This is a genomic window from Rhizobium sp. CCGE531, assembly GCF_003627795.1.
Classification (GTDB): domain Bacteria; phylum Pseudomonadota; class Alphaproteobacteria; order Rhizobiales; family Rhizobiaceae; genus Rhizobium.
In genome coordinates this window covers 588,060-614,848 of the sequence record NZ_CP032685.1, presented here as the reverse complement: position 1 = coordinate 614,848, position 26,789 = coordinate 588,060, and the positions used below count along the sequence as shown (strand labels likewise).

General features: G+C 59.8%; 30 protein-coding genes. 13 read left to right on the top strand and 17 right to left on the bottom strand.

The window, feature by feature from the left end; all coding sequences use genetic code 11:
• Positions 1-52: 52 nt before the first annotated feature.
• From kdgD to CCGE531_RS22315, 3 genes are all read right to left on the bottom strand, one after another.
• Entirely contained in the window at positions 53-955 is a 903-nt protein-coding gene (gene kdgD / locus CCGE531_RS22325; RefSeq protein ID WP_120667876.1) for a 5-dehydro-4-deoxyglucarate dehydratase, read from the bottom strand.
• Between the two features lie 38 nt (positions 956-993).
• Positions 994-1,968, bottom strand: coding sequence for a mannonate dehydratase (locus CCGE531_RS22320; RefSeq protein WP_120667874.1), 975 nt, complete (start codon positions 1,966-1,968; stop codon positions 994-996).
• A 68-nt stretch (positions 1,969-2,036) separates the two neighbouring features.
• Complete coding sequence (locus CCGE531_RS22315; RefSeq protein ID WP_120667872.1) at positions 2,037-2,753, bottom strand: FadR/GntR family transcriptional regulator; 717 nt, start codon at positions 2,751-2,753, stop codon at positions 2,037-2,039.
• A 130-nt stretch (positions 2,754-2,883) separates the two neighbouring features.
• On the opposite strand from CCGE531_RS22315, the gene CCGE531_RS22310 reads away from it, so the two are divergent.
• From CCGE531_RS22310 to CCGE531_RS22290, 5 genes are read left to right on the top strand one after another with little or no spacing between them, the layout of a single operon-like run.
• On the top strand, positions 2,884-4,470 hold the full coding sequence (locus tag CCGE531_RS22310; protein WP_120667870.1) for an ABC transporter substrate-binding protein: 1,587 nt from the start codon (positions 2,884-2,886) through the stop codon (positions 4,468-4,470).
• A 27-nt stretch (positions 4,471-4,497) separates the two neighbouring features.
• A complete protein-coding gene (locus tag CCGE531_RS22305; RefSeq protein WP_120667868.1) occupies positions 4,498-5,526 on the top strand; it encodes an ABC transporter permease in 1,029 nt (342 codons plus the stop codon).
• A complete protein-coding gene (locus tag CCGE531_RS22300) occupies positions 5,523-6,425 on the top strand; it encodes an ABC transporter permease (RefSeq protein WP_120667866.1) in 903 nt (300 codons plus the stop codon). Before CCGE531_RS22305 ends, CCGE531_RS22300 begins: the two co-directional genes overlap by 4 nt.
• A complete protein-coding gene (locus CCGE531_RS22295; protein ID WP_120667864.1) occupies positions 6,412-7,248 on the top strand; it encodes an ABC transporter ATP-binding protein in 837 nt (278 codons plus the stop codon). The genes CCGE531_RS22300 and CCGE531_RS22295 overlap by 14 nt, the downstream gene beginning before the upstream one ends.
• Positions 7,248-7,985, top strand: a complete 738-nt coding sequence (locus CCGE531_RS22290) for an ABC transporter ATP-binding protein (protein ID WP_120667862.1) — start codon at positions 7,248-7,250, stop codon at positions 7,983-7,985. The genes CCGE531_RS22295 and CCGE531_RS22290 overlap by 1 nt, the downstream gene beginning before the upstream one ends.
• Before the next feature lie 144 nt (positions 7,986-8,129).
• Here CCGE531_RS22290 and CCGE531_RS22285 read toward each other — a convergent pair whose 3' ends face one another.
• Together CCGE531_RS22285 and CCGE531_RS22280 are read right to left on the bottom strand one after the other, a co-directional pair.
• Positions 8,130-8,819 carry a gamma-glutamyl-gamma-aminobutyrate hydrolase family protein gene (locus CCGE531_RS22285; RefSeq protein WP_120667860.1) on the bottom strand — a complete coding sequence of 230 codons (690 nt, stop codon included), beginning with the start codon at positions 8,817-8,819 and terminating at the stop codon, positions 8,130-8,132.
• Between the two features lie 248 nt (positions 8,820-9,067).
• Positions 9,068-10,054 (bottom strand): AraC family transcriptional regulator, encoded by a 987-nt coding sequence (locus tag CCGE531_RS22280; protein WP_162943979.1) that lies wholly within the window; start codon positions 10,052-10,054, stop codon positions 9,068-9,070.
• 388 nt (positions 10,055-10,442) lie between these two features.
• Here CCGE531_RS22280 and CCGE531_RS22275 point away from each other — a divergent pair, with 388 nt between their 5' ends.
• From CCGE531_RS22275 to CCGE531_RS22265, 3 genes are read left to right on the top strand one after another with little or no spacing between them, the layout of a single operon-like run.
• Entirely contained in the window at positions 10,443-11,939 is a 1,497-nt protein-coding gene (locus CCGE531_RS22275; protein WP_120667858.1) for a sugar ABC transporter ATP-binding protein, read from the top strand.
• Positions 11,940-11,955: 16 nt separating this feature from the next.
• Positions 11,956-13,026, top strand: a complete 1,071-nt coding sequence (locus CCGE531_RS22270) for an ABC transporter permease (protein WP_120667856.1) — start codon at positions 11,956-11,958, stop codon at positions 13,024-13,026.
• 39 nt (positions 13,027-13,065) lie between these two features.
• On the top strand, positions 13,066-14,160 hold the full coding sequence (locus CCGE531_RS22265) for a substrate-binding domain-containing protein (RefSeq protein ID WP_120667854.1): 1,095 nt from the start codon (positions 13,066-13,068) through the stop codon (positions 14,158-14,160).
• Positions 14,161-14,218: 58 nt separating this feature from the next.
• Here CCGE531_RS22265 and CCGE531_RS22260 read toward each other — a convergent pair whose 3' ends face one another.
• From CCGE531_RS22260 to CCGE531_RS22240, 5 genes are all read right to left on the bottom strand, one after another.
• Positions 14,219-15,238: a LacI family DNA-binding transcriptional regulator gene (locus CCGE531_RS22260; RefSeq protein WP_120667852.1), complete on the bottom strand. Its 1,020-nt coding sequence runs from the start codon at positions 15,236-15,238 to the stop codon at positions 14,219-14,221.
• A 132-nt stretch (positions 15,239-15,370) separates the two neighbouring features.
• Positions 15,371-15,703 carry a hypothetical protein gene (locus tag CCGE531_RS22255; protein WP_004120191.1) on the bottom strand — a complete coding sequence of 111 codons (333 nt, stop codon included), beginning with the start codon at positions 15,701-15,703 and terminating at the stop codon, positions 15,371-15,373.
• Entirely contained in the window at positions 15,700-16,587 is an 888-nt protein-coding gene (locus CCGE531_RS22250) for an NAD(P)-dependent oxidoreductase (RefSeq protein WP_120667850.1), read from the bottom strand. Before CCGE531_RS22250 ends, CCGE531_RS22255 begins: the two co-directional genes overlap by 4 nt.
• Positions 16,584-17,120, bottom strand: a complete 537-nt coding sequence (locus tag CCGE531_RS22245; protein WP_120669316.1) for a gluconokinase — start codon at positions 17,118-17,120, stop codon at positions 16,584-16,586. The genes CCGE531_RS22250 and CCGE531_RS22245 overlap by 4 nt, the downstream gene beginning before the upstream one ends.
• Positions 17,095-17,853 (bottom strand): SDR family oxidoreductase, encoded by a 759-nt coding sequence (locus tag CCGE531_RS22240; RefSeq protein ID WP_120667848.1) that lies wholly within the window; start codon positions 17,851-17,853, stop codon positions 17,095-17,097. Before CCGE531_RS22240 ends, CCGE531_RS22245 begins: the two co-directional genes overlap by 26 nt.
• 85 nt (positions 17,854-17,938) lie before the next feature.
• Between CCGE531_RS22240 and CCGE531_RS22235 the strand changes: the two genes are divergently transcribed.
• Both CCGE531_RS22235 and CCGE531_RS22230 read left to right on the top strand, forming a co-directional pair.
• The gene (locus CCGE531_RS22235; protein ID WP_120667846.1) at positions 17,939-18,886 is read left to right on the top strand and encodes a 2-hydroxyacid dehydrogenase; all 948 of its coding nucleotides are present in this window, start codon (positions 17,939-17,941) and stop codon (positions 18,884-18,886) included.
• A 10-nt stretch (positions 18,887-18,896) separates the two neighbouring features.
• A complete protein-coding gene (locus CCGE531_RS22230) occupies positions 18,897-19,928 on the top strand; it encodes an L-idonate 5-dehydrogenase (protein ID WP_120667844.1) in 1,032 nt (343 codons plus the stop codon).
• A gap of 60 nt (positions 19,929-19,988) precedes the next feature.
• Here the strand turns inward: CCGE531_RS22230 and CCGE531_RS22225 are convergent, their stop codons facing one another.
• Positions 19,989-20,408 (bottom strand): heme-binding protein, encoded by a 420-nt coding sequence (locus tag CCGE531_RS22225; RefSeq protein WP_120667842.1) that lies wholly within the window; start codon positions 20,406-20,408, stop codon positions 19,989-19,991.
• A 90-nt stretch (positions 20,409-20,498) separates the two neighbouring features.
• Between CCGE531_RS22225 and CCGE531_RS22220 the strand changes: the two genes are divergently transcribed.
• The gene (locus CCGE531_RS22220) at positions 20,499-21,389 is read left to right on the top strand and encodes an SMP-30/gluconolactonase/LRE family protein (RefSeq protein WP_120667840.1); all 891 of its coding nucleotides are present in this window, start codon (positions 20,499-20,501) and stop codon (positions 21,387-21,389) included.
• A 96-nt stretch (positions 21,390-21,485) separates the two neighbouring features.
• On the opposite strand, the gene CCGE531_RS22215 is transcribed toward CCGE531_RS22220, so the two are convergent.
• Positions 21,486-21,689: a hypothetical protein gene (locus CCGE531_RS22215; protein WP_120667838.1), complete on the bottom strand. Its 204-nt coding sequence runs from the start codon at positions 21,687-21,689 to the stop codon at positions 21,486-21,488.
• Positions 21,690-22,018: 329 nt separating this feature from the next.
• Here CCGE531_RS22215 and CCGE531_RS22210 point away from each other — a divergent pair, with 329 nt between their 5' ends.
• Complete coding sequence (locus tag CCGE531_RS22210) at positions 22,019-22,366, top strand: metalloregulator ArsR/SmtB family transcription factor (protein WP_120667836.1); 348 nt, start codon at positions 22,019-22,021, stop codon at positions 22,364-22,366.
• A gap of 211 nt (positions 22,367-22,577) precedes the next feature.
• Here CCGE531_RS22210 and CCGE531_RS22205 read toward each other — a convergent pair whose 3' ends face one another.
• The gene (locus tag CCGE531_RS22205; RefSeq protein WP_120667834.1) at positions 22,578-23,012 is read right to left on the bottom strand and encodes a hypothetical protein; all 435 of its coding nucleotides are present in this window, start codon (positions 23,010-23,012) and stop codon (positions 22,578-22,580) included.
• 176 nt (positions 23,013-23,188) lie between these two features.
• On the opposite strand from CCGE531_RS22205, the gene CCGE531_RS22200 reads away from it, so the two are divergent.
• Entirely contained in the window at positions 23,189-23,494 is a 306-nt protein-coding gene (locus CCGE531_RS22200) for a hypothetical protein (RefSeq protein ID WP_245459364.1), read from the top strand.
• 121 nt (positions 23,495-23,615) lie between these two features.
• On the opposite strand, the gene queE is transcribed toward CCGE531_RS22200, so the two are convergent.
• From queE to CCGE531_RS22180, 4 genes are all read right to left on the bottom strand, one after another.
• The gene (gene queE, locus CCGE531_RS22195) at positions 23,616-24,344 is read right to left on the bottom strand and encodes a 7-carboxy-7-deazaguanine synthase QueE (protein WP_120667832.1); all 729 of its coding nucleotides are present in this window, start codon (positions 24,342-24,344) and stop codon (positions 23,616-23,618) included.
• Positions 24,341-24,697, bottom strand: coding sequence for a 6-carboxytetrahydropterin synthase QueD (gene queD, locus CCGE531_RS22190; RefSeq protein WP_120667830.1), 357 nt, complete (start codon positions 24,695-24,697; stop codon positions 24,341-24,343). Before queD ends, queE begins: the two co-directional genes overlap by 4 nt.
• Entirely contained in the window at positions 24,697-25,407 is a 711-nt protein-coding gene (gene queC, locus CCGE531_RS22185) for a 7-cyano-7-deazaguanine synthase QueC (RefSeq protein WP_120667828.1), read from the bottom strand. The genes queD and queC overlap by 1 nt, the downstream gene beginning before the upstream one ends.
• A gap of 167 nt (positions 25,408-25,574) precedes the next feature.
• On the bottom strand, positions 25,575-26,681 hold the full coding sequence (locus tag CCGE531_RS22180; protein ID WP_120667826.1) for an aldo/keto reductase: 1,107 nt from the start codon (positions 26,679-26,681) through the stop codon (positions 25,575-25,577).
• Between the last annotated feature and the right edge of the window lie 108 nt (positions 26,682-26,789).

Genomic DNA, 26,789 nt, shown 5'->3' with positions numbered 1-26,789 from the left:
CTCCAATATGGATCTTCGTTATCGCAAACGATCGCTCAAGTCCTGGCTATCGTCACCCCGCTGAGGCGATGATCTTTTCCAGCACAGCCATTTCCTCCGGCGTCAAATCCGTCAAAGGCGGCCTGACCGGGCCTGGGTCCTTGCCGACGATACGCAGGCCCGCCTTGATGATAGAGACTGCATAACCCTTCTTGCGATTGCGCAGGGTTACCAGCGGGAAGAAGAAGCTCCGGAGAATATTGTCGACCGTTGGCTGGTCTCCGGCGCGCAGCGCGGCATAGAATCGCTGCGCCAGAGCCGGAACGAAATTGAAGACCGCGGAAGAATAGGTTGTGACACCTGCCGCGAAATAGGCCTGGGCGTAGACCTCATGTGTCGGCATACCGCCGACATAGACCAGACGATCCTTGAGGGTCGTGGTGATCTCGATCACCTTGTCGACGTCGCCGACCCCATCCTTGTAGCCAATGAGATTGGGGCATTCGTCGGCAAGCCGCGCCAAGCTCTCAGCGCTGAGCACGGCATTGTCGCGATTGTAGACGATGACGCCGATACCGACGGACTGGCAGACCGCCTTTACATGGGCAATCAGGCCCGCCTGTTCTGAAAACATGAGATAGGGCGGCAGAAGCAGCAGACCGTCGGCGCCGGCCTTTTCCGCGGCTTTGGCGATTTCGATTGCAAGCGACGTTCCGTAACCCGCGCCAGAGATGATCGGCGTCTTGCCGGCCGAAGCCTTGGCGGCGCTCACGACCTGCGGGATTTCGGAGGGGTTGAGGGAAAAGAACTCGCCTGTCCCACCGGCGGCGAAAAGCGCGGCGGCGTCGAAGCCCGCCAGCCATTCGATATGGCTGCGATACTTCGCCTCGTCGAACGTCAGATTCTGATCAAAATGCGTAACCGGGAACGACAGCAGACCGCTGCCAACAGCCTTTTTCAGCTCAATCGGGTTCATGGTGGAATCCTGTTTTAATTCAATAGGGGCAACAAGGTTCAGGCCTGATCGAGCGCTTGAAGGAGCGCCGCGATGTAGCCATAGCAAAAGGCGAAGGCGACGCCGGTCGGATCACGGCCACTGATCGTCGGGACATGATCCGGCATCAGCATATAGCGATACCCGACTTCCTTATAGATTCGGGCGGAGCGGACCATGTCCATGTCGCCCTCGTCCGGGAAGGTCTCCATGAAGGACAGCTTGCCGCCCCTGATATTGCGGAAATGGACGTTGAAGATTTTATCGCGCGTGCCGAACCAGCGGATGATGTCGTCGATTTCTTCGCGCGGATTGTCGAGCATCTCGCCGATCGATCCCTGGCAGAAGTTCAGCCCGTGATACGGGCTTTCGCGCATGAGGACGAATTTCTTCAAGCCCTCCACGGAACCGAGCACGCGCGTGACGCCGCGATAGCCCGGCGGCGTGTAGGGATCATGCGGGTGGCAAGCGAGACGGACGCGATTGCTTTCCGCCACGGGGACAACTCGCTCAAGGAAATAGTCGACGCGCTCCCAGTTTTCGTCTTCCGACAAAACTCCAGCAAGGCCGGGTGCTGCCTCATGGTCTGCCTTGTCCCAGCGGAAGCTCGCATTCATCGAGCCCCCTCGCCCCGGTTCTTCCGGAGTGCGGGGAATGCCGATGAGGTTCAGATTGTATTTTGCCGCGGGGATGCCGGCCGCCGCCACATTCTCGATCAGCTTGCAGACCGCATCTATCTGACGATCGCGATCGGGCCCGGCGAGAAGTATGTCGGGATAGGACGCCTTTTCGATCGGCTGCGACGGCAACGGAAGCTGGATCATGTCCAGAACCAATCCGAAGCTTTCCACCCTATCGCGGTGACGTTCGAGATCGGACAGCGTCCAGCTCTCCGGCTTCCCCGGCGGATCGGCGCTGATATGCTTCACCCCCAATTGCGCAAAGACCCGATAGTCATCGTCTTCCCGCGCGTCGACCTGCGTTCCTAGATACACCCGCAATGTCTCCCGTTCGATTCCATGATGTCATATGACATAATATGAATTTTGAGAGGAGTCGAGCCCTATTGCTGTTGCTGGTCGGCGAGGACGCGATAGCGCCGCTGACTAGCCATCATATGCGCTCGCATCGCCTGGCGAGCGCGCTCGGGATCCTGATCTGCAATGGCCGAGAGGATCTCGACGTGTTCGGCATAAACCTTCTCCAGGTAAGCACGATCATTGGCTTCCGGCAGCGTTGGGAACTGGCCGCGCGGGATTGTGCGGGCACCGAAATGCCTGAGTACGTCGACATAGAATCGATTGTTTGTGGCTGCGGCTATGGCCATATGGAATTCATAATCCGCCTCGACCGTCGGCAGCCCCTGATCGATCAGCATCGCCATCCTTCGATTGGCCGCGGCAATTGCCGCCTCCTGCCCGGCAGTTCTTCGATAAGCGGCAATCGCCGCCGCCTCCCCCTCTGCCGCCATGCGAAACTCCAACAATTCAAGGGTTTCCGGGATACTTTTGATCTCAACCGGTGTCAGCGTCAGTCCGCCGCGCGCCGTCAGTTCCGCAACGAAGACCCCCTTGCCCTGGATTGGCTTGACGAGCCCGGCAGCGCGCAGATCGGCAATCGCTTCACGCACGACGGTGCGGCTGACACCAAATGTCGCCTCCAGCTGCGGCTCCGTCGGCAGTTGATCCCCCACCTGCAGCTTGCCCGTTTCGATCTGCGCCCGCAGTTGATCGATCACCTGCTGCGCCAGTCTTTGCCGACCTCTGCTCATCGTCGTCATTCCTAGATCCCCAATCTGGTTGCCGCCAATTGATCCGCGCGGGCTTGCCAACCCTACCGATCTTCGATAATCATAATACGACATACTGACGACATAATACGTATTTATAGTAATCTAAGGAGGAGTCATAATGAAGCACTTTTCGAGATCCGCATTCGTCGGCATTGCGATAGGCGCATTGACACTCGCCGCTCCACAGCTCTACGCGGCCACTCCGAAGGATCAGCTGGTGATCGGCACATCGCTCGCGCAGGTGCTGTCGCTCGACCCGCAGCAGGCGACCGAGCCGAAGGCGCTCGAAATCCTGGCCAATCTTTACGACCGGCTTGTTGCCACGACGGCGGACGGCAAAATCGTCCCGCAGCTCGCCGAGAGCTGGACGGACGACGGAAAGTCGCTGACACTGAAATTGCGGGATGCCAAATTCGCTTCCGGCAACCCGGTCACGGCCGATGACGTCATCTTCTCGCTCACACGACTGCTGAAGCTCAATCAGTCGGGTGCCTCCTACTTCAAGCGGCTTGGTTATAACGGCGATAACATTGCCGCGCATATGCATGCGATCGACGCCAAAACGCTAAAGATCGATTTGACTGACCAGACGACGGCGGAAGGCCTGCTCTATCGCCTGGCGGTCGGCGTTTCGAGCGTCGTCGACAGCGTCGAGGTGCAAAAGCACATATCTGACAACGATTATGGCAATGCTTGGCTGAGAACGCATTCGGCCGGCTCCGGGCCATTCACGCTCAACAAATGGACCCCGAACGAGATCGTTCTCCTGGATGCCAACAAGAACTATGTCGGCGGCCAGCCCAAGATGCGCCGCGTGATCATTCGCCACGTGCCGGAAAGCCAGGTCGAGCGATTGATGCTGCAGCGTGGCGATATCGACATCGGCAACGCATTGACCAAGTCGGATCTCGAGACTTTCGAAGGCAAGAGCGATTTCGTCATCCAGCGCGTGCCGACAGGCGGCTTCTACGTGCTGGCGATGAATGCGGGCAACCAATATCTCGCCAACCCGAAGGTGCGCGAAGCGATCGCCTACGGCATCGACTACAAGGGCATTGAAAAGACCATCATGGGTCCGTACGGACGGGCGCGCAACGTTCCCGTTCCGGAGAATTTCGCCAATGCGATACCGAATCCCGATTGGCATCTCGATATCGACAAGGCAAAGCAGCTTCTGGCAGAGGCAGGCTTCAAGGACGGATTTTCGCTGACGCTGAAGACGATTGCGCAGACGCCGCGCATCGATCTTGCCACCGCCATCCAGGCGTCGCTCGGCCAGATCGGCATCAAGGTCGATATCCAGCAGGGTAACGGCTCCGAAATTATCGCAGCGCACCGCGCACGCAACTTCGATCTCCTCATTCCGCAGACCAGCGCCCTGATGCCGAACGTTCTCGGCTCCATGGACGATTTCTCCAACAATCCCGACAACCGGCTGGAAGCCAACAACGCCGGCAATTTTGCCTGGCGCTCGGCCTGGGACATTCCGGAATTGAACGCACTTTATGCAAAGACGTCCGTGGAAGTCGACGCCCAGAAGCGCGGCGAACTTTATGCGCAGATGCAGAAAATGTTCGTCGATCTGAAGCCGGCACTTCTGCCTCTTTTCGAACGGTTCGAACCGATCGTGTTGTCGGGCAAGGTCAAGGGCTATGTCGGGCATCCCAACCAGATGACGCGGCTTGAGACCGTGACCAAGGACTAAGCCGCGCAATTATCGAAGGCAGCGACCATGAAGGAACTATCCGCCGCTGAGTTCGGACGCCGTATCGCGCATTTGATCATCAGCCTGTTCATCCTCCTTTGCGTCACTTTCGTCATCGGGCGCGTCCTGCCGGCCGATCCGGTTGGCGCCATCGTTGGCGAACTGGCGGATCCATCAGCCTACGCGGCGATGCGCCAGCGGCTCGGCCTGGACTTGCCGATCTACCAGCAGTTTTTCATCTATTTGAAGGGGCTGGCTCATGGTGATTTCGGAACGGCGATCCTGACGGGCAATCCGGTCTCCTCTGACCTGGCTCAGGCCTTTCCGGCAACGTTCGAACTTGCCACCTTCGCCGTCATCATTTCGACCTTCGTCGGTGTGCCGCTCGGTCTCGTCGCGGCTCTCTTCCGCGACAGCCTGATCGACAAGATCGCACGCATCATTGCCCTTGTCGGCCATTCCATCCCCGTTTTCTGGTTCGGCATCGTTGGACTTGTCGTCTTCTATGCAGGCCTGAACTGGGTTGGCGGACCGGGCCGGGTCGACGTCTATTACGAGGGTATCGTCCCGTCAAAGACGGGCCTGCTCCTGATAGACAGCCTGCTGGCGGGCGAAACAGACATCTTCTGGAACGCCTTGGCCCATATCATCCTGCCGGCCAGCATTCTGGCCTATGCGGCGGTCGCCTATATCACGCGCATGACACGCAGCTTCACGCTGGAGCAATTGAGCCAGGACTATGTGATCGCCGCGCGCGCCAAGGGGGCGAGCCCGGTCCAGACCGTCATCGGCCATGTTCTGCCGAACATAGCCGTCCAGCTCATTACCGTTCTCGCCATCTCTTACGGCGGTCTTCTGGAGGGCGCCGTGGTCACGGAGATCGTCTTTTCCTGGCCCGGCATCGGGCAGTACATGACCAATGCCCTGATGATCGGTGACATGAACGCCATCCTGGCTGCAACCATCGTCGTCGGTTTTTCCTTTATGCTTCTGAATTTCCTTGCGGATATCGCCTATGCCGTATTCGACCCGCGCACCAGGGAGGCAAGCCGATGACCGACGCCGTCCAAACGGAAGCGGATGTTCGCCCGCCGGGCATCCTCACCCGCATGGGTACATCACTGAAGCGCGCAGGCAGCAAGCTCGGCCACGAGCCACTCGGGCTTGCCGGCTTCGTCGTTCTCGCCCTCTTCTGCCTGATTGCAATCTTCGCGCCGCTGCTGGCGCCATACGATCCGAACGTGCAGCAGCTTTCCGAGGCGCTGAAGCCGCCCAGCCTCGCGCATCTGGCCGGAACGGATGAATTTGGTCGCGATATTCTCAGCCGATTGATCTTCGGCACTCGCATTACCATTCAAACGGTGTTGTCGATTTCCGTTATCGTCGGACCGATCGGCCTTCTGATCGGTGTCATTTCCGGCTTCTTCGGTGGCCGTATCGACGCTTTCCTGATGCGCGCGACGGATATCGTGCTGTCTTTCCCTTCGCTTATCCTCGCTCTCGCCTTCGCCGCCGCACTGGGAGCTGGGCTTAACACCGCCATCATCGCGATTTCATTGACCGCATGGCCGCCGATCGCGCGGCTGGCGCGCGCGGAAGCGCTCGTGGTCCGAAATGCCGACTATGTTGCCGCCGCGCAGCTCTATGGCGCTTCCAAGCTGCGCATTCTGTTCTTCTATATCGCGCCGATGTGTATTCCCTCGGTGATCGTACGCGTGACGCTCAATATGGCCGGCATCATTCTGACGGCCGCCTCGCTCGGATTTCTCGGGCTGGGAGCGCAGCCGCCCGCGCCCGAATGGGGCGCGATGATCTCCAGCGGCCGCAAATACATGCTCGATTTCTGGTGGGTCGCAGTCATGCCCGGCATTGCCATCCTTCTGGCAAGCCTAGCCTTCAACATCGCCGGCGATGCGCTGCGCGATATTCTGGATCCTCGCCATGCAAGATCGTGATCCCAACACCATTCTCTCCATCAAGGGACTGAATGTCCGCTTCGGTCGCAATTCCGTTTCGGCCGTCTCGGATGTCAGCTTCGATGTCGGCCGCGAACGCGTCGGTATCGTCGGCGAATCCGGCTCCGGAAAATCCACCACCGGGCGTGCAATCATGCGCCTGCTGCCGCCGAGCGCGGCGGTGACGGCCGAACGTCTTGAACTGAATGGCGCCGCGCTGCTCGACAGAACGGAGCGGCAGATGGGCGCGCTACGCGGCAAGGATATTGCGCTGATCATGCAGGATCCACGCTATTCGCTCAATCCGGTCCTACCGGTCGGCAAGCAGATCGCAGAGTCCGCCCGCCTTCATCTCGGCGCCCGCCGCAGCGCTGCCCGGGATGTGGCGCGCGCCATGCTCGAACGGGTTCGAATTGCCGATCCCGACCGCGTCATGGCCCTCTACCCGCATCAGATTTCCGGCGGCATGGGCCAGCGCGTCATGATTGCCATGATGCTGCTGGCAAAGCCGAAGCTCGTCATTGCCGACGAGCCGACATCGGCACTCGATGTCAGCGTGCGCAAGGATGTTCTGACCCTGCTTGACGAACTCGTACGCGAAAACAATTCCGGCCTTCTGCTCATCAGCCATGACATTCGCATGGTCGCGGCCTTCTGCGAGCGCATCATCGTCATGTATGGCGGCCGCATTGTCGAAACCTTGACCCGGCTGGAAGACGCGCAGCACCCCTATACGCGGGGGCTCATGGCTGCCCTGCCCGATCCGCATCACCCGGTACGCCGTCTCGCCGTACTCGATAGGACAAAACTGGAGCGCGCGTGATGATCAAGGTGCAGGATCTCGATGTCGTTTTCACGTCTGGCAAGGTTCAAAACCATGTCGTGCGCGGCGTCAGCTTTGAGGTCAGCCGCGGCGAGACGCTTGGAATTGTCGGCGAATCCGGATGCGGCAAATCGACGGTGTTGCGCAGCCTCGCCGGAATGGAAAAAGGATGGACCGGCACGATCGAAATTGCCGGCAAGGCCGTCGGCAAGATCAGGACGCGAGACGAACTGCGCCATGCGCAGATGGTGTTTCAGGATCCCTATGGATCGCTTCATCCCAAGCACCGGATCGGCACTGCGCTGGCCGAACCGCTGCGGGCCATGGGGCATGACGATGTCTGGGCCAAGGTGGAAAAGGCGCTACGGCAGGTCGGCTTGCCCACGGCTTTCGCCAATCGCTATCCTCACGAGCTTTCCGGCGGTCAGCGCCAGCGCGTGGCGATTGCCCGGGCTCTGATCCTGTCGCCGCCAATCCTGTTGCTGGACGAGCCGACATCGGCGCTCGATGTGTCGATCCAAGCCGAGATCCTCAATCTGCTCGCCGATCAACGCGAAGAACGGTCGCTGACCTATATCCTCGTCAGCCACGATCTCGCAGTCATCGGCCATATGTGCGACCGGGTCCTGATCATGAAGGGCGGCCAGTTCGTCGACGAACTCACCAAAGCGGACATACAGGCCAGCGTGACTCATAACGCTTACGCGCGCGAGCTATTTGAAGCGAGTTTCCTTTGACGATCGCTTTGCGAGTTTCAGCTGACAATCGATGCTTTTGAAGCTTCGCGACCGGTGTGTTGGATGCCCTGGCGACATCGGCCAGTCCCATTTCGTCGTCAGGCATTGGCTGCATGGCCTGACTGGCGAACGGCGTACTGGACCTTAGGATGCCGCCGCTACGAGACCACGGAATAATGCGTTTCCGGGATGCTCCAGTTCGGCAAATAGCTCTTGGTGCCATTGAATGCCGATCGCAAAAGAGCTGGAGACGACTTCGATAGCTTCGACGATTCCGTCTTCCGCGAGGGCGCTAGCCGTCACAGCCGGTGACAATTGCACGATCGCTTCACGATGGAATGTGTTCACTTCGATGCGAGATGCTCCGATTATCTCCGCCAGCCGCGTTCCCGGCAGAATTTCGATGGCATGAAGATGGTCTCGCTTGTCATGCTCGTTCGCAGCCGGAAACGACTCACGCAAATCGGAAGTGAGGCGGCATCCGTTCAAGCATGCGAGCATCTGCATCCCGGCGCATATGCCGAGGATGGGTTTATTGCTTTCCAGATAGCCCTCTACGATTGCCTTCTCCACTTCGAAACGTTCGGACGGCGGGGCTTTGGAGACCTGCCCAGCGATGTACCAGTCGTCGGGATAGGCAAATCGGCCGCCCACAGCCACCAGGCCGTCGAACTCATTCAAAACGACGTCTATGACTTCGGGCAGATATGGGATGCCGAGAGGAAGCCCTCCCGCGTCTCTCACCGCCCGAAAATACCCTTTAGCCGCTTCGTAGCGCGTTCCGCCGGTGCTGGTATTCTCATCAAGTATTATGGCTATGCGAGGCCGTCGCATCAGAGTTGCTTTCCGTTTTTGTCGTTTCCACACGGTTGAGATCATAAGACCATAATCTGCAATTCATGACGAGTTTGATGAGCAATACCGACGTTGAAATCGACATCAGCCGGTAAGTCTGGAGACGCGGACGCACTTCACGAACATCTTGGAAGAGGCCAGTGCGCGTGCGCAAGAACCGTATTGTGAACGCGGTCGGCGAATGAGCCTCATTCGGGCGAGACTGCATTCGCTCAGCAGACCTCGCCCTATCTATTGTCGTTCCGGGGCCTTCTGGCGGTCTCGGACGGCATTTCGCCGAAGGCCTGGTGATAGAGCGCCGCAAAGCGCCCCATATGGGAAAATCCCCAATCGCGTGCCATTTCGGCGACCGGCCGTGAAGGTCCGCAATCCAGCAGCGCTCTGCGAACGCCCTGCAGACGGATCATCCTCAGATAGTTGAGGGGCGTCATGTTTTTGAACTGCTGAAAGGCAGCCTGAACCGACCTCACACTTGTGCCGGCCTCGCGGGCAATTTCGGCAATCCGGATATCGGCGCCGACATTGGCATGCATGTATTCAATCGCACGCTTCATCTGTTTCGGCATTGCCGGCGAAACCGGCTTGCGCAATTGCATGGAATAGTTATGCGGCACCACCTCCAGCAGCGCGATCATCATCGCCTGCAACAGACGTTCGCTGAACGCCGGGGAAGAGCGGTCCGCATCGTCGGCCGTCAGATTCTGCCAGATCAAACTTCCGAGTGCCGCGATCTGCGCGCCTCTTTGCGTCATGAGATCAACGGTGCCGCCCATTTCCAGATCGTCGAGAACGGGCGCGTCCAGCAATTCGCTCAGCTGACGGATCATTGCCGATTTTTCGAAGGCGATGCCCATATGGCCGCGCCGCTCATCCAGGGTCAGCTTTTCGAACGACGACATATCCGCAAGCAAGCCCTTGCCTACTTCCGATACGAGCTGCCGTCCTCCTGCATCGATCAGCATTTTGCCCATGGTTGGGAGATAGAGACCAAAGGCATCGGGACCGCCCGGAAGCGTCACGCTCATTCCGGAATGACATTTCCCGTTCCATACGCTGCAGGACCCGACCGTATAATGTCGGTCCTCCACCGAAATCGAAGCGCGTCGTTTGAGCGGCTCGACAACGGCAGGAAACAGGGTTCTCGCATAGTGCGCCGTCATCTCTTCGGCATCGGCGTTGTCAATTTTGAATACCGATTGAGTAACGTACGTCAAAAAATTCCCTCGAATGCATGCAGTGAGACGCCTTCCTTCCGAATTTGCTCAATGCGTGCAGCAGCAGCTCGTCATTCGTATCCCCAGCAAATAATTCTAGACGAAATATGATCCGAGCGCACTACCCAAGAAATATTAGTCCGAGCCCAGAAGAATACAACTACAGTTAGTACTATGAACGCTTAGCGAGAAATATTGTCATTTCATAAGATGATTGCGATCTCTGATCTCTTTATTTTACATATAAAGGAAATCATTTGAGCAAAACAGAATTCAATTCTTTCAATGTTAAAGGAATGCGTCCGGCAATGGGGTCGGGAACAGAAGGTCTTGACGGAATGTTATCGATAACATAGCCTCTTCTCATCGACGCTTTGGGAGGAGCAGGATGGACGACGGAAAGCTGCTCGAATTTTGCGAGATCACCAAGGAATTTGGTGGGACGCGCGCCCTGTCGAACGTGTCGCTCGATCTCAGGCAGGGTGAAATCCTTGCGCTTCTCGGCGAAAACGGCGCAGGCAAATCGACGCTCATCAAGACATTGGCAGGCATCTACAAGCCGGATGGCGGACAGATCCTGTTTCGCGGCAAGCCCTATCATCACCGCCCGCCGCAACCCAACCAGCGTCAGCCGGTCGCCTTCATCCACCAGGATCTCGGGCTGATCGAATGGATGACTGTGGGCGAGAATGTCGGCCTTGCGCAGGGCTATTCATTGCGCGGCCGCCTGATCGACTGGCGCGCGACGGAGCGGCGTACCGCGGAAGCGCTAAAGCTCGTGGGCTGCGACTTCGATCCATCGACCCGCGTCCAGGAACTGACGCGCACGGAAAAATCGCTCGTCGCGATCGCCCGCGCACTCGCCGTCGAAGCAGATGTGCTGGTCCTTGACGAACCCACCGCCAGCCTGCCCGCCGATGAGGTCGAGAAACTGTTTGCGGCCATCCGCCCGCTGAAAGAGCGCGGCGTGGCCATGATCTACGTCTCACACCGGCTGGACGAAATCTTCCGCATTGCCGACCGCGTTGCCGTCTTGCGCGACGGTCAGCTGGTCGGCCAGAAGCCGGTTTCCGAGACGACGCCGGATGAGCTCATCCGCATGATCGTCGGGCGCAAGGCCGACCAACTGTTCGTCAAGGCGGAAAGAACGGCGGGAACTGCCGTCGTTTCGGTCAAGGAGCTTTCCTGCCGCGGCGCCGGACCGGTATCGTTCGATATCCGGCAGGGCGAACTGCTCGGTCTCGTCGGCTTGCGCGGTGCGGGCCAGGAGCTGATCGGACGCGCGCTGTTCGGCAGCGAGCCGTCACAAGGCACGGTGCGACTGAACGGGATAGAACCGGACCTTTCCAGTACGGTGGCGGCGATGGCGTCCGGTATCGGCCTGATCGCCAGGGACCGGACCGAAGAGTCCGTCGCCATGTCGCTCAGCCTGCGTGAAAATACCTTCCTGAATCCGGGCGCGTCCGGCAGGAGCCTGTTCTCGTTCCTGTCGCCGCGCCGGGAAGCGGAAATCGCCCATTCTCTCGGCAGCCGCGTCGGTCTGAGGCCCAATGATCAGAGCCTCGCCATCGAGGCGCTGTCGGGCGGCAACCAGCAGAAGGTCGTGGTCGGACGATGGCTGGCAACGGGCCGCAAATTGCTGATCGCCGAAGATCCGACAGCCGGCGTCGACGTCGGCGCCAAGGCCGACATCTATCGCCTGATCGCCGAGGCGGTCGAGGCTGGCCTTGCCGTTCTCGTCGTCTCCACCGATTTCGAGGAAATCGCTCATATCTGCCATCGTGCCCTGGTGTTTTCACGCGGAAGGATCGTGCGCGAGCTTAGTGGCGCCGACCTGACAACACCGGCGGTCATCGCCGCCGCATCGGCATCCGAAGCGGCCTGAACCGGAGAAAAACACCATGCAATCGATCGAATCCAATGCGCTTGAGCCGACCCGCGCCGAGCTTTCGGCCATGAGCCTCGGCCAGAAGATCCAGCGTCTGCTGCCTGTCTACGGCCTCGTCATCTTGACCGTGCTGCTGATCCTGCTTTTCTCGATTCTGCTGCCGCAGACATTCCCAACAATGCTCAACCTGCGTTCGATCGTTTCGGACAAGACGATCATCGCCATCCTGTCGCTTGCGGCAATGATTCCGATGGCGGCGGGGCGCATCGATCTGACGATCGGCTATGGCATCGTGCTCTGGCACGTGCTTGCGATCAGCCTCCAGACAATGTTTGGCCTGCCCTGGCCGGTCGCCGTGCTTGTTGTCATCGCGCTTGGCGCGCTGACAGGCTTCCTCAACGGCCTTCTTGTCGAGATCGCCAAGATCGACAGTTTCATTGCAACGCTTGGCACCGGCACGGTCCTTTATGCAATCGCGCTCTGGCATACGGGCGGGCGGCAGGTCGTGGGCATGCTACCGCAGGGATTTTATGCGCTGAACGGCACCATGGTCTTCGGCCTGCCGATCACTGGTATCTACGTTCTGGCGCTTGCCTTCGTCATGTGGATCGTCCTCGAATATCTGCCGATCGGCCGTTACATCTATGCGATCGGCGCCAACCCGAAAGCGGCCGCGCTCAATGGCATCCCGGTTCGCCGTTTCGTCATCGGCGCCTTCGTCACCTCGGGCACGCTTGCCGCCATCGCCGGCGTCCTGCTTGCCTCCAAGTTGCGCATCGGTCAGGCAAGCGTCGGGCTTGAATATCTCCTGCCAGCACTGGTCGGCGCATTCCTTGGCTCGACCACCATCAAGCCCGGCCGCGTCAATGTCTGGGGCACGATGATCGGCGTCATCATCCTGGCGGTCGGCATTGCCGGCATCCAGCAATTCGGCGGCTCCTTCTATGTCGAGCCTTTGTTCAATGGCGTGACCCTGCTCGTCGCCATCGGCATTGCCGGCTATGCGCAGCGCCGCCGCAGCCATGCAGGGCGCATGGCGCCGGCCCAGACACCGCAGCTCTCCGCCCAGCCGGCGGAGAAATGAAGTCATCTGAAGTTCAAATGTCCAAAGGGAGGAGAAGACATGAACCGTAGACAATTCCTGCAAGCCACGACCGCGGTACTGGTGCTATGCGCCGGGCAGGCCTATGCCGATCCGATGGCCGATGCAAAGGCCGTCGTCGACAAATATGCAACCCCGGTTACCAAATGGGATGGCCCGACGACCGGCCCGAAGGCGCAGGCCGGCAAGACCATCGTCGTGCTCGCGGGCGATCTCAAGAATGGCGGCATTCTCGGCGTCAGCAACGGCGTCGAGGAAGCAGCCAAGGCGATCGGCTGGCAGGTGAAGGTTCTCGATGGCGCGGGCTCGATCGGCGGCCGCACGGCTGCCTTCGGTCAGGCGATAGCGCTGCAGCCAGCCGGCATCATCATCGACGGCTTCGATGCCGTCGAGCAGGCGCCGGCGCTGGAACAGGCAAAGGCCGCCAAGATCCCGCTGGTCGCCTGGCATGCCGGCCCGGTCATCGGCCCCGATGACAAGAACGGCCTCTTCGCCAATGTCAGCACCGATGCCATGGAAGTCTCGAAAGCGGCCGCCGACTGGGCTTTCGTCGATGCCAAGGGCAAGCCGGGCGTCATCATCTTCACCGACTCCACCTATGCGATCGCCATCGCCAAGGCGGACAAGATGAAGCAGGAGATCGAACGGCTGGGTGGCAAGGTGCTCGAATATGTCGACACCCCGATCGCCGAGACATCGCAGCGCATGCCCCAGCTGACCACTTCGCTCCTGCAGAAATACGGTGACAGCTGGACCCACTCGCTCGCCATCAACGACCTCTATTTCGACTTCATGGGTCCGTCGCTGGCCTCCGCCGGCAAGGGCGGCACCGATGCGCCGATCAACGTCGCCGCCGGCGACGGCTCGCAATCCGCCTATGAACGTATTAGGGCAGGCCAATTCCAGAAGGTGACGGTCGCCGAACCCCTCAATCTCCAGGGCTGGCAACTGGTCGATGAACTCAATCGTGCATTCACCGGCGAAAAATGGTCCGGCTACCTGTCGCCGCTGCATGTGGTGACGGCGGACAATATCCAGTCCGATGGCGGCCCGAAGAACACTTTTGATCCGGATAACGGCTATAAGGATCAATACAAGAAGATCTGGGGCAAGTAATCCCGGCAAAAAGATGTGGCGCGGCCTACGGGTCGCGCGACTTCATTCGGCAAAAGGGCTAAACTCGGCGGCTGCTATCGCGCCCAATCAGTTGCGGCGAAATCTTAACGTCGGTGACCGACTGCGCGCCATCAAGAATATCGAGGATCAACTCAGCAGTCCGCTCGCCGATTTCCCGCGCGAAGGCGTTGATCGTCGTCAATGTCGGCACGCAGACCTCGCCGATCTCATAATTGCCGAAGCCGCCGATGGAAAAGCGTTCCGGCACGGGAATCCCGAGCCGACGACATTCGGTCAGTGCGCCGTAGGCGGCAAGATCCGAGACGCAGACGACCGCCTCCGTATCCGGATAGAGCTCGATCAGCTTCGCCATGGCATTGGCGCCTTCCCGCATCGAAATCGGCGGCGGCCCCGCCGCGATCAATCTCGAAGCATCGAGGCCATGCGCCTGCATCGCGGCGATGAAGCCGAGCCGGCGCTCGCTGCCGCGTGAGTCCCGTTCGACATCACCACCGATGAAGGCGATGCGCCGGCAGCCGAGCGCAACGAAATGGTCCACCATGTCTCGCATGACGGCCGTATTGGAAAAGCCGACATAATGGCCGATCGGATCGGTCGGGATGTCCCAGGTCTCGATCACGGGGATTGCCACGGTCTGCAAGAGCCGGCGCGCGCGCACCGTATGCCTGCCGCCGGTGACGACGATTGCCTGCGGCTTGCGGCGCAGCAACTGTTCGATCAGCCGCTCCTCCTCCTCGACATCGTAGTCGGTATAGCCGAGCAGGATCTGCATATCCCGCTTCGACAGGGTATCGGAGAGACCGCCGACCGTATCGGCGAAGTTGGCATTGTTGATGGATGGGATGGTGACGGCGACAAAGCCCGACTTCTGCGAGCGCAGGTTGGAAGCCATGCTGTCGAAGACATAGCCCAGTTCTTCCGCCGTCTCCAGGATGGCTTGACGCGTCTGCGGGCTGACGAGGCTGTCGGCCTTGAAGGCGCGTGATACCGTCATCGGAGAAACTCCCATGACGCGGGCTATGTCTGCCATGGTGGGCGTTTTGCGATCGTTGCTCATCGACGGCCTATGTTATCGTTACCATCAGAGTAGTATGCCTCTCCCAGGATGGCAAGAGCCCGCCCCATTCATCCCCTTATGCGGGTACGGGCTCATTCCGCATTCGCCTCGAAGCGTATCTTGTAAGACTGCTTATAGCTGAAACTCATGTGCAAGCGTCACATGATGATGGATGCGTCCCTCGAAGAACCGGGAGAGGACGGCTTCCGTCGCAGCCCGCGCCTCGGTCCGCACCGGGCTAGCCAGGGCCTTTTCCACGGCAGCCATGTCGGGATAGTTGACGGCCAGGATCATCGGAAACTCAGGCGCGCCTTCGTCGCGTGCTTCGGCGAATGTGACCCGTACGTCGAGCGCGCCGGGAAACTGCTTCCACTTCGGCAGGATGGTTTCCATGACGGCCGTACGAAACGCTTCCGCCTCCCCTTCCCTGACTTTACCCTCGAATAATGCGTATCGGGTGATCATCCGGCAATCTCCTTGTTCGGTCCTTTGAAGAATTCCATCAATGCCGCCTGATCTTCGCCGCCGAGCCCGGAAGCCGTCAGCATGCGGTGTATCTCGGCACAGACCGCCGTCAGCGGCATGGCGGTATTGGTCCGGCGGGCGAGATCCTGGGCGCCGTTCAGATCCTTGACCATGTTGTCGATGCGGCCGGTGCGGCGATAATCCTTGGTCACGTAGCGCGGCATATATTCCTGGAGGATAGCACTGTCGGCTCGTCCGCCCTTCAGCGCCTGCGGGATCTTGGCGGCATCGACGCCGGCATCCAGCGCCAATTGCGTCGCCTCCGCGACCGCGAGGAAGTTCAATGCGCAAAGAACCTGATTGATCAGCTTCGTGGTCTGGCCCGCACCGGCAGGGCCCATATGCGTGTAGTTCGAAGCCACATGGCGCAGGACCTGATGCGCATCCGCGACATCCTGCTCGTTACCGCCAGCCATCAGGGTCAGCTGCCCGATCAGCGCCTTCGGCGCGCCGCCGGAAAGCGGGCTGTCCACCCAGCGCAGTCTCTTTTCCGCCGCTTCGACGGCAAACGCTTTGGTCGCGTCAGGATCGATCGACGACATGTCGATGATCAGCGTTCCCGGCCTGGCGCCTTCGGCGACACCGCCCGGGCCGAATACCGCGGCATGCACAATCCTGGGCGAATTGAGGCTCAAGATGACGAAATCGGAAACGCTTGCCGCCTCCGCGGCGCTGTCGACCGCCATCGCACCTTTTGCGGTCAGGATGGCAACCTTGTCCTTGTCGAGATCGAAAACCGTCAGCCGATTGCCGGTCTCCACCAGGCGGGAGCCGATTGCACCGCCCATTGCGCCGGCGCCGATCAGCGCCACGTTGTTGCTCATGATTGGTCCTCCTCCAATGCGGCTATGATAGCCGCCACCACCGCATCCAGCGGCTGATCGATATCGACAGTGATCGCCCGTTCGTCAGCGCCAGGCGGCTCGAGCGCGGCAAACTGACTGTCGAGCAAAGCCGACGGCATGAAATGCTCCCGCCTTGCTTCCAGACGCCTCAGGATGGTTTCCCGCGTGCCAGCGAGATGAATGAAGCAAACCGGCGCGCCGGCAACCTCGCGGATCCGATTGCGATAGATGCGCTTCAGCGCCGAACATCCAATCAGCGCCGTCTCATTCGCCAAGGCCAGGCATTGACCGACCTTGTCGAGCCAGGGCCATCGGTCGGCGTCGGTCAACGGAATGCCGGCACTCATCCTGGCAACGTTGGCCGGTGGATGAAGATCATCACCATCGACATAGATGCCGCCAATGCGCGCCGCGATCGCCGAACCGACCGACGACTTGCCGCAGCCGCTGACGCCCATGACGACGAAGCGGCGCAGCTCAGCGCCGTCAGAGCGAGGCTGTGATACCGCCATCGACATAGAGCACATGACCGTTGACAAAGGAGGAAGCGTCGGACGCCAGGAAGATGCATGCGCCGACCAGTTCTTCGACATGCCCCCAGCGGCCGGCGGGCGTGCGCTTTTCGAGCCATGCGGAGAAATCGGCGTCAGCAACCAGCGCTGCATTCAATGGCGTATCGAAATAACCGGGCGCGATGGCATTACATTGCAACCCATACCTGGCCCAATCCGTCGCCATGCCCTTGGTGAGATTGCCGACCGCACCCTTGGTTGCCGTATAGGGCGCGATCGATGGCCGCGCCAGCGCCGTCTGCACGCTTGCGATGTTGATGATCTTTCCGGCGCCGCGCTTGATCATATGCCGCGCAACGGCCTGACCGACATTGAAGACGCTCGATATGTTCGTGCGCAGAAGCCGCTCGAAGGCGTCGGCGGGAAAATCCTCGAGCGGCGTGCGAAACTGCATGCCGGCATTGTTGACGAGGATATCGATCGCGCCCGTCTCCGCTTCGAAAGCATCGACAGCCTGCCGCGCAGCCTCATGATCCGTGGCATCGAATGCCAGCAGATGCACCTTACCCTCGAAGCTTTCAGCCGCCTTGGCGAGCTTATCCTTGTCGCGTCCGTTGAGAACCAGCTCCGCGCCCGCTGCCGCCAAACCTTTCGCCAGCGCAAGCCCGATGCCCTGGGAAGAACCCGTCACCAGGGCTCGCCGCCCTTTCAGATCGAAAAGACCAAGAGACATCGTTTCCTCCGTTTTTATCTCGACAATGCCTGTCTTCCTTGTTTATGTTATCGATAACATTTGATGTCAAGGGAGGACATGAAAGATGGACAAGCCACCGATCCTGCAGATTGGCCCCTATCCGCAATGGGATCAAGAACCGCTCGATGCGGCGTTTCAGGTGCATCGCTATTTCGAGGCCGACGACAAGGCGAAACTGCTTACCGACGTCGGGCCGTCGATCAAGGCCATCGCCACACGCGGCGAGCTCGGCGCCAATCGGGCCATGATCGAGGCCTGCCCGAATCTGGAGGTCATTTCGGTCTATGGCGTGGGCTTTGACGCCGTCGACCTGCAAGCCTGCCGCGAGCGCGGCATTCGCGTCACCAATACGCCCGACGTCCTGACCAACGACGTCGCGGACCTGGGGGTTGCCATGATGCTCTGCCTGTCGCGCGGCATGATTGGTGCCGAGACCTGGGTACGCGACGGCAGCTGGGTGCAGAAGGGGCTTTACCCCCTCAAGCGCCGCGTCTGGGGACGGCGTGCCGGCGTGCTCGGTCTCGGCCGCATCGGCTTCGAAGTCGCCAAGCGCCTGAAGGGCTTCGACATGCAGATCGCCTATTCCGATGTCGAGGCGAAATCCTACGCAGCCGACATGGCCTTCGTGGCCGATCCGGTCGAGCTCGCGAAACAATCGGATTTCCTGTTCGTCACGCTCGCCGCCTCAGCGGCAACCCGGCATATTGTCGGCCGTGAGGTGATCGAAGCGCTCGGCCCGGAAGGCATGTTGATCAACATATCCAGAGCCTCCAATATCGACGAGGAAGCACTGCTCGACGCGCTGGAGGCTGGCAAGCTCGGATCGGCTGCGCTCGACGTCTTCGAAGGCGAGCCGAAGCTCAATCCGCGCTTCCTAGCATTGAACAACGTGCTACTGCAGCCTCACCATGCCTCCGGCACGCTGGAGACGCGCAAGGCCATGGGCAAGCTGGTGCGCGACAATCTCGCCGCCCATTTCGCCGGCCAGGCTCTGCCGACACCCGTTCTTTGAGGAGAAAAAGATGAAAGCCATCGTTGCTCACGCCGCCAAGGATGTGCGGATCGAGGATCGTCCGGAGGAGGAACCAGGTGCGGGAGAAGTCAAGCTGAAGCTCGCGACCGGCGGGGTCTGCGGCAGCGACCTGCATTACTATCATCACGGCGGCTTCGGCACGGTGCGCTTGAAGGAGCCGATGATCCTGGGGCATGAGGTCAGCGCAACAGTCATCGCCCTCGGCGACGGCGTGCAAGGCCTTGAGGTCGGTCAGCTCGTTGCCGTCTCCCCTTCCCGCCCCTGCCGGACCTGCCGCTATTGCCTGCAGGGGTTGGCCAATCAATGCCTCAACATGCGCTTTTATGGCAGTGCCATGCCCTTTCCGCATATTCAGGGCGCATTTCGCGAGACGCTCGTCGCCGATGCCATCCAATGCGTGCCGGCTGATGGCCTGACGCCGGGTGAGGCAGCGATGGCGGAACCGCTGGCCGTCACCTTGCATGCCACACGACGCGCAGGCGAGATGCTCGGCAAGCGCGTTCTCGTGACCGGCTGCGGTCCGATCGGCGTGCTCTCGATCCTGGCTGCCCGCCGGGCGGGCGCTGCCGAGATCGTGGCGACCGATCTTTCGGATTTCACCCTGTCGCTCGCCAAGCAGGCTGGCGCCGACAGGATCATCAATACGAAGAACGAGCCGGAGGCACTTGTCGCTTACTCCGCCGACAAGGGCACCTTCGATGTCCTTTATGAATGCTCGGGCGCCGCTGCCGCGCTGGTCGGCGGTATCGCAGCGCTTCGCCCGCGCGGGATCATCGTGCAGCTCGGTCTCGGCGGTGACATGAGCCTGCCGATGATGGCGATCACCGCCAAGGAACTGGAGCTGCGCGGCTCTTTCCGCTTCCATGAGGAGTTTGCCGTCGGCGTCGATCTGATGCGCAAGCGCCTTATCGACGTGCGGCCACTCATCACGCACACCTTGCCGCTTGCCGAGGCGATCAGCGCCTTCGAGATCGCTTCGGATCGAAGCAAGGCGATGAAAGCACAGATCGTCTTCGCCTAATTGTCTATGAGAGTGCAACATCCCTCGGATCGGCGAGATCCGAGGGATGTCGTCTTTCCGCTAGTCGAGATCGGCGCCGATCGCCTTGAGGGCGACGCGTGCCACCTGTTCGTCCTGTTCGCCGGAACCCGATCCGACACCGATGCCGCCGACAAGCGCACCTGCAAGGCGGATCGGCAAGCCACCGCGCAAGCCGGTCATCCCGCCATGAGTCGCGACCGCCAGCGGCACCCTGGCATGTTCCGGCAAGGAGTGGCTTGGCGCTCCAATGGAGGCGGCGGTCTGTGCCTTGGCCGCCGCACTTTTCAGCGATTGGAAGCGTGAACCGCGCATGCGGAAGGAGCCGAGCGTCACGCCGGACTGATCGACGATGACGATACATTGCGGCTGCCCCATCTCTGTGGCCGCGGCGATGGCGGCCGTCAACAGCGTCATCACGCCTTCGTCGCTCAAGACACTCGACGCCAGAACATGGCTCATGCAACTATCCTCCCGCTTGTGGACTCAATTCAATATGTTATCGATAACACATCGATCTCCAGATGTAACCTTATGGGAGGTATTGTCATAATGTCGTTCTTCGAGATCATCGATCCGGCCTTCGGGAAATTCATCCTCGGCAATGCTCCCGTCAAGCAGATCGCCACCGGGTTCGATTGGGTCGAAGGGCCGGTCTGGTTCGGAGATCTGAATTGCCTGCTCTTCTCCGATATTCCCAACAATCGCATCATGCGCTGGGTACCGGGCGTCGGCGTCAGCGTCTTCCGCGAACCCTCGAATTTTTCGAACGGTCATACACGCGACCGTCAGGGTCGGCTCGTCAGCTGCGAACATGGAGGCAGGCGCGTGACGCGCACCGAATATGACGGATCGATCACCGTCATTGCGGACAGCTATCAGGGCAAGCGGCTGAACTCGCCGAATGATGTCATCGTCGCCTCGGACGGTGCCATCTGGTTCAGCGATCCGCATTATGGCATTGCGACGGACTATGAGGGGCACAGAAGCGAGCAGGAATTGCCTTGCAATGTCTATCGTGTCGATCCCTCCGGCGCGATCGCCGCCGTCCTGACGGATTTCAACTGCCCGAACGGACTTGCCTTCAGCCCCGACGAGAAAAAGCTCTATGTCGCCGATACCGGCCGCATGCATGGCAACGACCCGCAGCACATTCGCGTCTTCAATGTCGGCGAAAGCTGGCGGCTGTCCGGTGGCGATGTGTTTCACGCGATTTCACCAGGCTGCGCCGATGGCATGCGCCTCGACAGCGACGGCAATCTCTGGTCTTCGGCCGCCGACGGCGTACATTGCATCGCGCCGGACGGCCATCTCATGGGCAAGATCCTGGTCCCGGAGACGGTCTCCAATCTTTGCTTCGGCGGCCGTGGCAAGCACAAACTGTTCATGACGGCGACGACCAGCATCTATGCGATCTCGCTCAATCGGAGCGGCGCACTTTGACGCCAGATCCAACGCGTTGCGAAACCAAGACTGGGGAGACGCGAAGATAACGGCAATCGCCGATCACGTGGCGATTGTCGTCGGCAGACGATGATATCAGCGCAAATCGACCTGCGGTACCGACCGCGCTGTCGCATGCGCAATCGGCGCAAGGTTGGCGGATAAGGCAAGCTCCTGCCTGCGGGCGGCATCCTGCAGCAGATCGGCCATCCGGGAAACGGATATGTGATCTGCGCGCATGACCTGGCGGATCAGCGGATCTTTGAGAACTTCGGCGATCGTCAAGTCCCTATGGATCATGGTTACCTCCTGTTCGTTGCAGCAGAAGATAAGCAGCTTAATTAGCAGTGCGATGTCAAAAGACGGACAAAAACAAGGCATTTCGTTCGATTTTGTTACAGAATAATTGCAAAACGAAAGGTGGAACATATTCCCAAATTACAACAGGACCCTAGTTGTCGGTTGTGGAGAGGCTGATCGGTGGCGATCGGCCTGAATGGGAGGCCCGTTTGCTCCGCGAAGGCGCAATGTTTTTTGCAATAATTCAGACCATAATTTTGCAATTTTTGCGTTTATCATCGTGCGATGCCGGGGGCTCTGCAGTTTAACTATCAACGATCGGCCGCGCAATGTACTCAGATCAGACCACGGAAGATGAGCGCCTCATCTACCACGCAGATCTTCTCACTCAGCTTTCCAATCCCAAACGTCTCGAGGTTTGCATTCATCTGTCCCGCCACGAGGAGGATGTGAACAGCCTGGCCAAGAAGCTGGGAATATCGCAATCGGCGCTGAGCCAGCATCTGACGCGGCTGCATCATTCCGGTATCGTGAAAGTGCGCCGCCAGGCGCAATTCAGATATTATTCTTGCGATCACCCCGGCGTTCAGCAGATCCTGAAAACATTGTCGAAGCTGTTCGATGCCGAGCTTGAGCCAACGCCACCCGAGGACAGCGCTCGCGGCGAGAAGTCGTGATCGGGAATTCCACCGTACCCGTCATTCCTCTATTAAGACCACGGACAAATCCTGCCTGAGCCACGATGCTCCCTCCCGCGGACAAACGAGTGGATCGAAACAACCGATGCACAATCGGGGCCGTTTGCGGGAGAGAGCGGAGAGAGATAGGCCGCCATCTGGCAGCCTTTTGTTGCCGGTCTTTTTTAAGGACTTGCAGGAGTGATCGAGTTCAATCGTTCACCGCCGTGATTTGCATAGTCATATGCTTTACGTCCTTGCCGGCCTTGGCAAACCAAATTTCGCCGTCGCCGATCATGACGCCTTGCGCGTTGGCAAACAGCGTCTCGTATTTCTGCTTCGCCACCGCATCCTTCACCTTGGCGGTAATCACCTGATCGTAGTCTGTAGTGAAATGTTTCGCGTCCTTGATCTTGACCGCCTTGCCGTTGATGCGCGCCGAGAAGGGGTAGGAGACGAGACCGGCGACAGTCGCCTTGTCGGCGGAACCGATCGCAGACTTCAGCTTGGTGAAGAAGTCGGCATAGGCTTGATGCTCGCCAAACAGGCCATCCAGATTTTTGTTCATGTCGGCCGCCGTTTGCGCGAAGGCTGTTCCAGACAATGCAATCATGGCTGCAAGCGATGCAATCAACAGTTTTTTCATGATACCTCCTCGTTGGGGCTGCCCACCGCCGTGTGGATATTGGTTATTCCTCGCTGATTGTTTATCGATGACGCTATCAAGGCGCGAAATTTTACAAGCAAATATTTACATTCATTATTAGTAATTAAATTTCTGGTGGCAACGCTAACGAGGCGATTCAGGACGGAGAGGGAAAGATGCGTGCTCTTCTTGATGACGGGTCGATGAAGACGACCAGCATGCTTGTGAGAAGCTTGACGGTCACATTGGGCCTGATTGCCGCGATGGCGGTATCCGGTTGTCAAAGCAGAAATGCAACGCCACAAGATCTGCAGGGCTGGTATTCCATGATTTGCGACAAGCATGGTTTCAACATGGGATCGGATCGGATTGATTGCATGAACAGTCTGCAGCAATCCAATGGCCGGCAACTGCCGAACGGCCCGACACCGCCCGGTGATTGGCCACCCTATGCACCCAGCCAAATGCCCAACCCCAGTTAAGCGGCTGTTGCACGGACGATAGAAGCAGCAAGTGGATTGGTGGGTGCATATTCGGCGCTTCCGTCTTGCTGCCGCCGATCGCCTGTAGGGTCTTCTTGAGCACCATGAGGCCGGGTGGAGCTCAAACGCCGCGCTTGTTGCCCCAAATCAGCACGTGCAATTGCGGCAACACCCTCGCTTCGAACCATCGGTCGCTGCTGACCTTGTCGACGAGCCAGCGCATGCGCTCGACGATGCCATCGATATCGATGGTGGCGTCGTCGGCTTGCGGCGGTGGCGGCGTGTGATTGCCGGGTTGCAGATAAAGGGGCAGGTTAGGATAGCGCGATGCGGCCTCACGCGCATAGGCGTAATCGACGTCGTCGAACACGACGATCTTCAGCGCGACCTGCGGCTTGTGGGCAGCCATGCGCAGACAGTCGTCGAATGCGGCCCAATCCGTCGCCATGCCGCTCGATGGCGGCTTTGGGCTCAGCACCAGCACATCGAGTTCGGCGAACCAATCCTTCGCCAGGCTCCCTTGCGTTTCCAAGGCGAAACGATAGCCCTCGGCGTGACCGCGCGCGATCAGCGGACCGAGAGGCTGGATTGCGGGATTGCCGCCCGAAAGCGATATCGTCAGCGGCTTGCCGCCGGAAAGCCGCGTCACCTCCAACCAGATTTCATCGACCGACATCGGCTGCCACTGATCGCGATAGTCATTGTCGACCGCGTGCAGCGTATCGCACCAGGAACAGCGGTAGTCGCAGCCGCCGGTGCGCACGAAGATCGTCGGAAGGCCGATCAGGATACCCTCCCCCTGGATCGTCGGCCCGAAGATCTCGCTGACGCGAATGCGCGCTTCGCTCATGGCCGGTATTCCGCCCAGGTCTTCGGCGTCTCGCTGACGCGCACCGCCGATGTCTCCGGCAGGTGGGACTTGCACCAGTCGTAGAAATGCTTGGCCAGATATTCCGAGGTGACGCGATCGTGGCCGAGTACATCGTTGAGGTGGCGATGGTCGAATTCGTCGTCGATATAGCGCTTCAGCGGCTGCAGTTCATGATAGTCGCGCACGAAGCCGTTCCCATCGAGCTCGTCGGCCGAAAGCTCAACCACGACGATATAATTGTGGCCATGCATGCGCGCGCACTGATGGTCGTCGGGAAGATGCGAGAGCTGATGCGAGGCGGAGAAGTGAAACTCCTTTGTGATGCGGAACATCACTTCACCTCCTTGGCGACAAAGCCCGATGTTGCCGACACCCAGAAATCCGGGTCTTCATAATCCGTGGGATCTGCGATGCCGGCAATATGGAAGGCTTCGCGCCGCTCGACGCAGGTACCACAACGGCCGCAGTGGCGTTCTCCGCCCTTGTAACAGGACCAGGTCTCGGCAAAAGGAGTTCGATGGCTCGCGCCATCCGCGACGATATCGGCTTTCGGGATAGTCACATAGGGCGCGTAGAGGGAAACGCTGGCATAGCCATCGAGCGCATGGTTCTGCATCTGCTGGAATGCATCGATGAAACCGGGCCGGCAATCCGGATAAATGAAGTGGTCGCCGCCATGAACGGCAACGGCTACCGCATCCGCCTTCTGGGCAGCCGCCAGCCCGAAGGCGATCGCGAGCATGATGGCGTTGCGGTTCGGTACGACCGTCGCCTTCATGGTTTCTTCGGCATAATGCCCGTCCGGCACGTCGACGTCATCGGTGAGCGCCGATCCGGTGAGATGCTTGCCGATGGCGGTGATGTCGATGATCTCATGAGGGACACCGAGGCGCGTTGCGCAAGCGGCGGCGAAGTCCACTTCCTTGCGATGCCGTTGGCCGTAGTCGAAGGAGACAAGGCCGATAAGCTGGTGTTCGGCTGCGATCTTATGCGCGAGCGAAACGGAGTCCAATCCGCCGGAGCAGATGACGATAGTCTTCATAGTATAGGATCCCTTGTTTTGACCGGGTGGGCTGCGACCGGATTTCATGGCTCTTTGAAGCCACGGCGCGGTCTGTAGCAGCAGAACTCGGAGGAAACAAGGCATCCGTTGTATTTCACGGCAACACGCCGGCGAATGCCGGCGCGCTGCTGGTGTTTGCCAGGGAGTTAGCTGACGCCGGCAAATTGCCCGGAGAGTTTCAGATCCGGATAATAACCGGCGGGCTTGCCTCCGACCGTCTGACCGCCGGTCAGGCCGCCCTGGACCTCTGGCCCGAAGAACGAATAAGGAAAGGTCGGCTGCAAGGCGCTGACGTCGTCAAGACGGTGACGCAACTCGGACGGTATCGTGAAGTCCAAGGCGCCGAGATTGTCGGTCAATTGCGCCAGCTTGGTGGCACCGACGATGATCGAGGCTATTCCGGGCTGCGTCATCGCCCAGTTGACCGCCACCTGCGCCATGCTGCGCCCGAGCTCCGCCGCCACCTTCTCCAGTTCGGCAACGATGGCCCAGTTACGATCGGTAAATTTCTGGAAACCGGGATTGGTGGTGCCGCGCACCGTCTCGAGCCGGCCGGCGGTCTCCCCCTCGCCGCTTGGGCGATATTTGCCGCTCAGGAGGCCGCTCGCCAGCGGGCTCCAGGACATGATCCCCGCGCCATAGCGGGTGCCGAATGGCACGAACTCGTTCTCGATATTGCGCTCCGCCAGCGAATATTCGAGCTGCAGCGCCGAGATCGGCTCGTAGCCGCGATGTTCGGCAACGGCCTGGGCGCGGCTGGCGTACCAGGCGGGCACATCGGATAAGCCGACATGCCGTACCTTACCGGAGCGAACGAGATCGTCGAAGGTGCGCATCACCTCCTCCGGCGGTGTCAGGCGATCCCAGCAATGCATGAGATAGAGATCGATGTGATCCGTATTGAGCCGCTTCAACGAGCCTTCGACAGCCCGAAGGATGTTCTTGCGGCCGTTGCCGGCCGCGTTCGGCGTGCGAGCGGTAAGGTTCATGGTGAACTTGGTCGCGATCACCGCATCATCGCGCAGCCCGCGTTCGGCGATGAACTCGCCCAGCCACGTCTCCGACGTGCCGCCCGCATAGGCATCGGCCGTATCGAAGAAGTTGCCGCCGGCATCGACATAGGCATTGAAGATGGCACGTGCTGCCGCCTTGTCCGATCCCCACCCCCATTCCGTGCCGAAAGTCATGGTGCCGAGGGCAAGCCGTGTCACCTTCAGGCCGCTGTTGCCAAGCGCGTAAAACTCCATGCTCATCGCTATGCTCCTCTTTGATATGCCAGGCCCGCGTTCGACGATCGAGGGGGCCAGCAAGCGATTTGATGCGCCCAGGTTCGCTGCTTTTTGGTCATGCGATAAGATCAT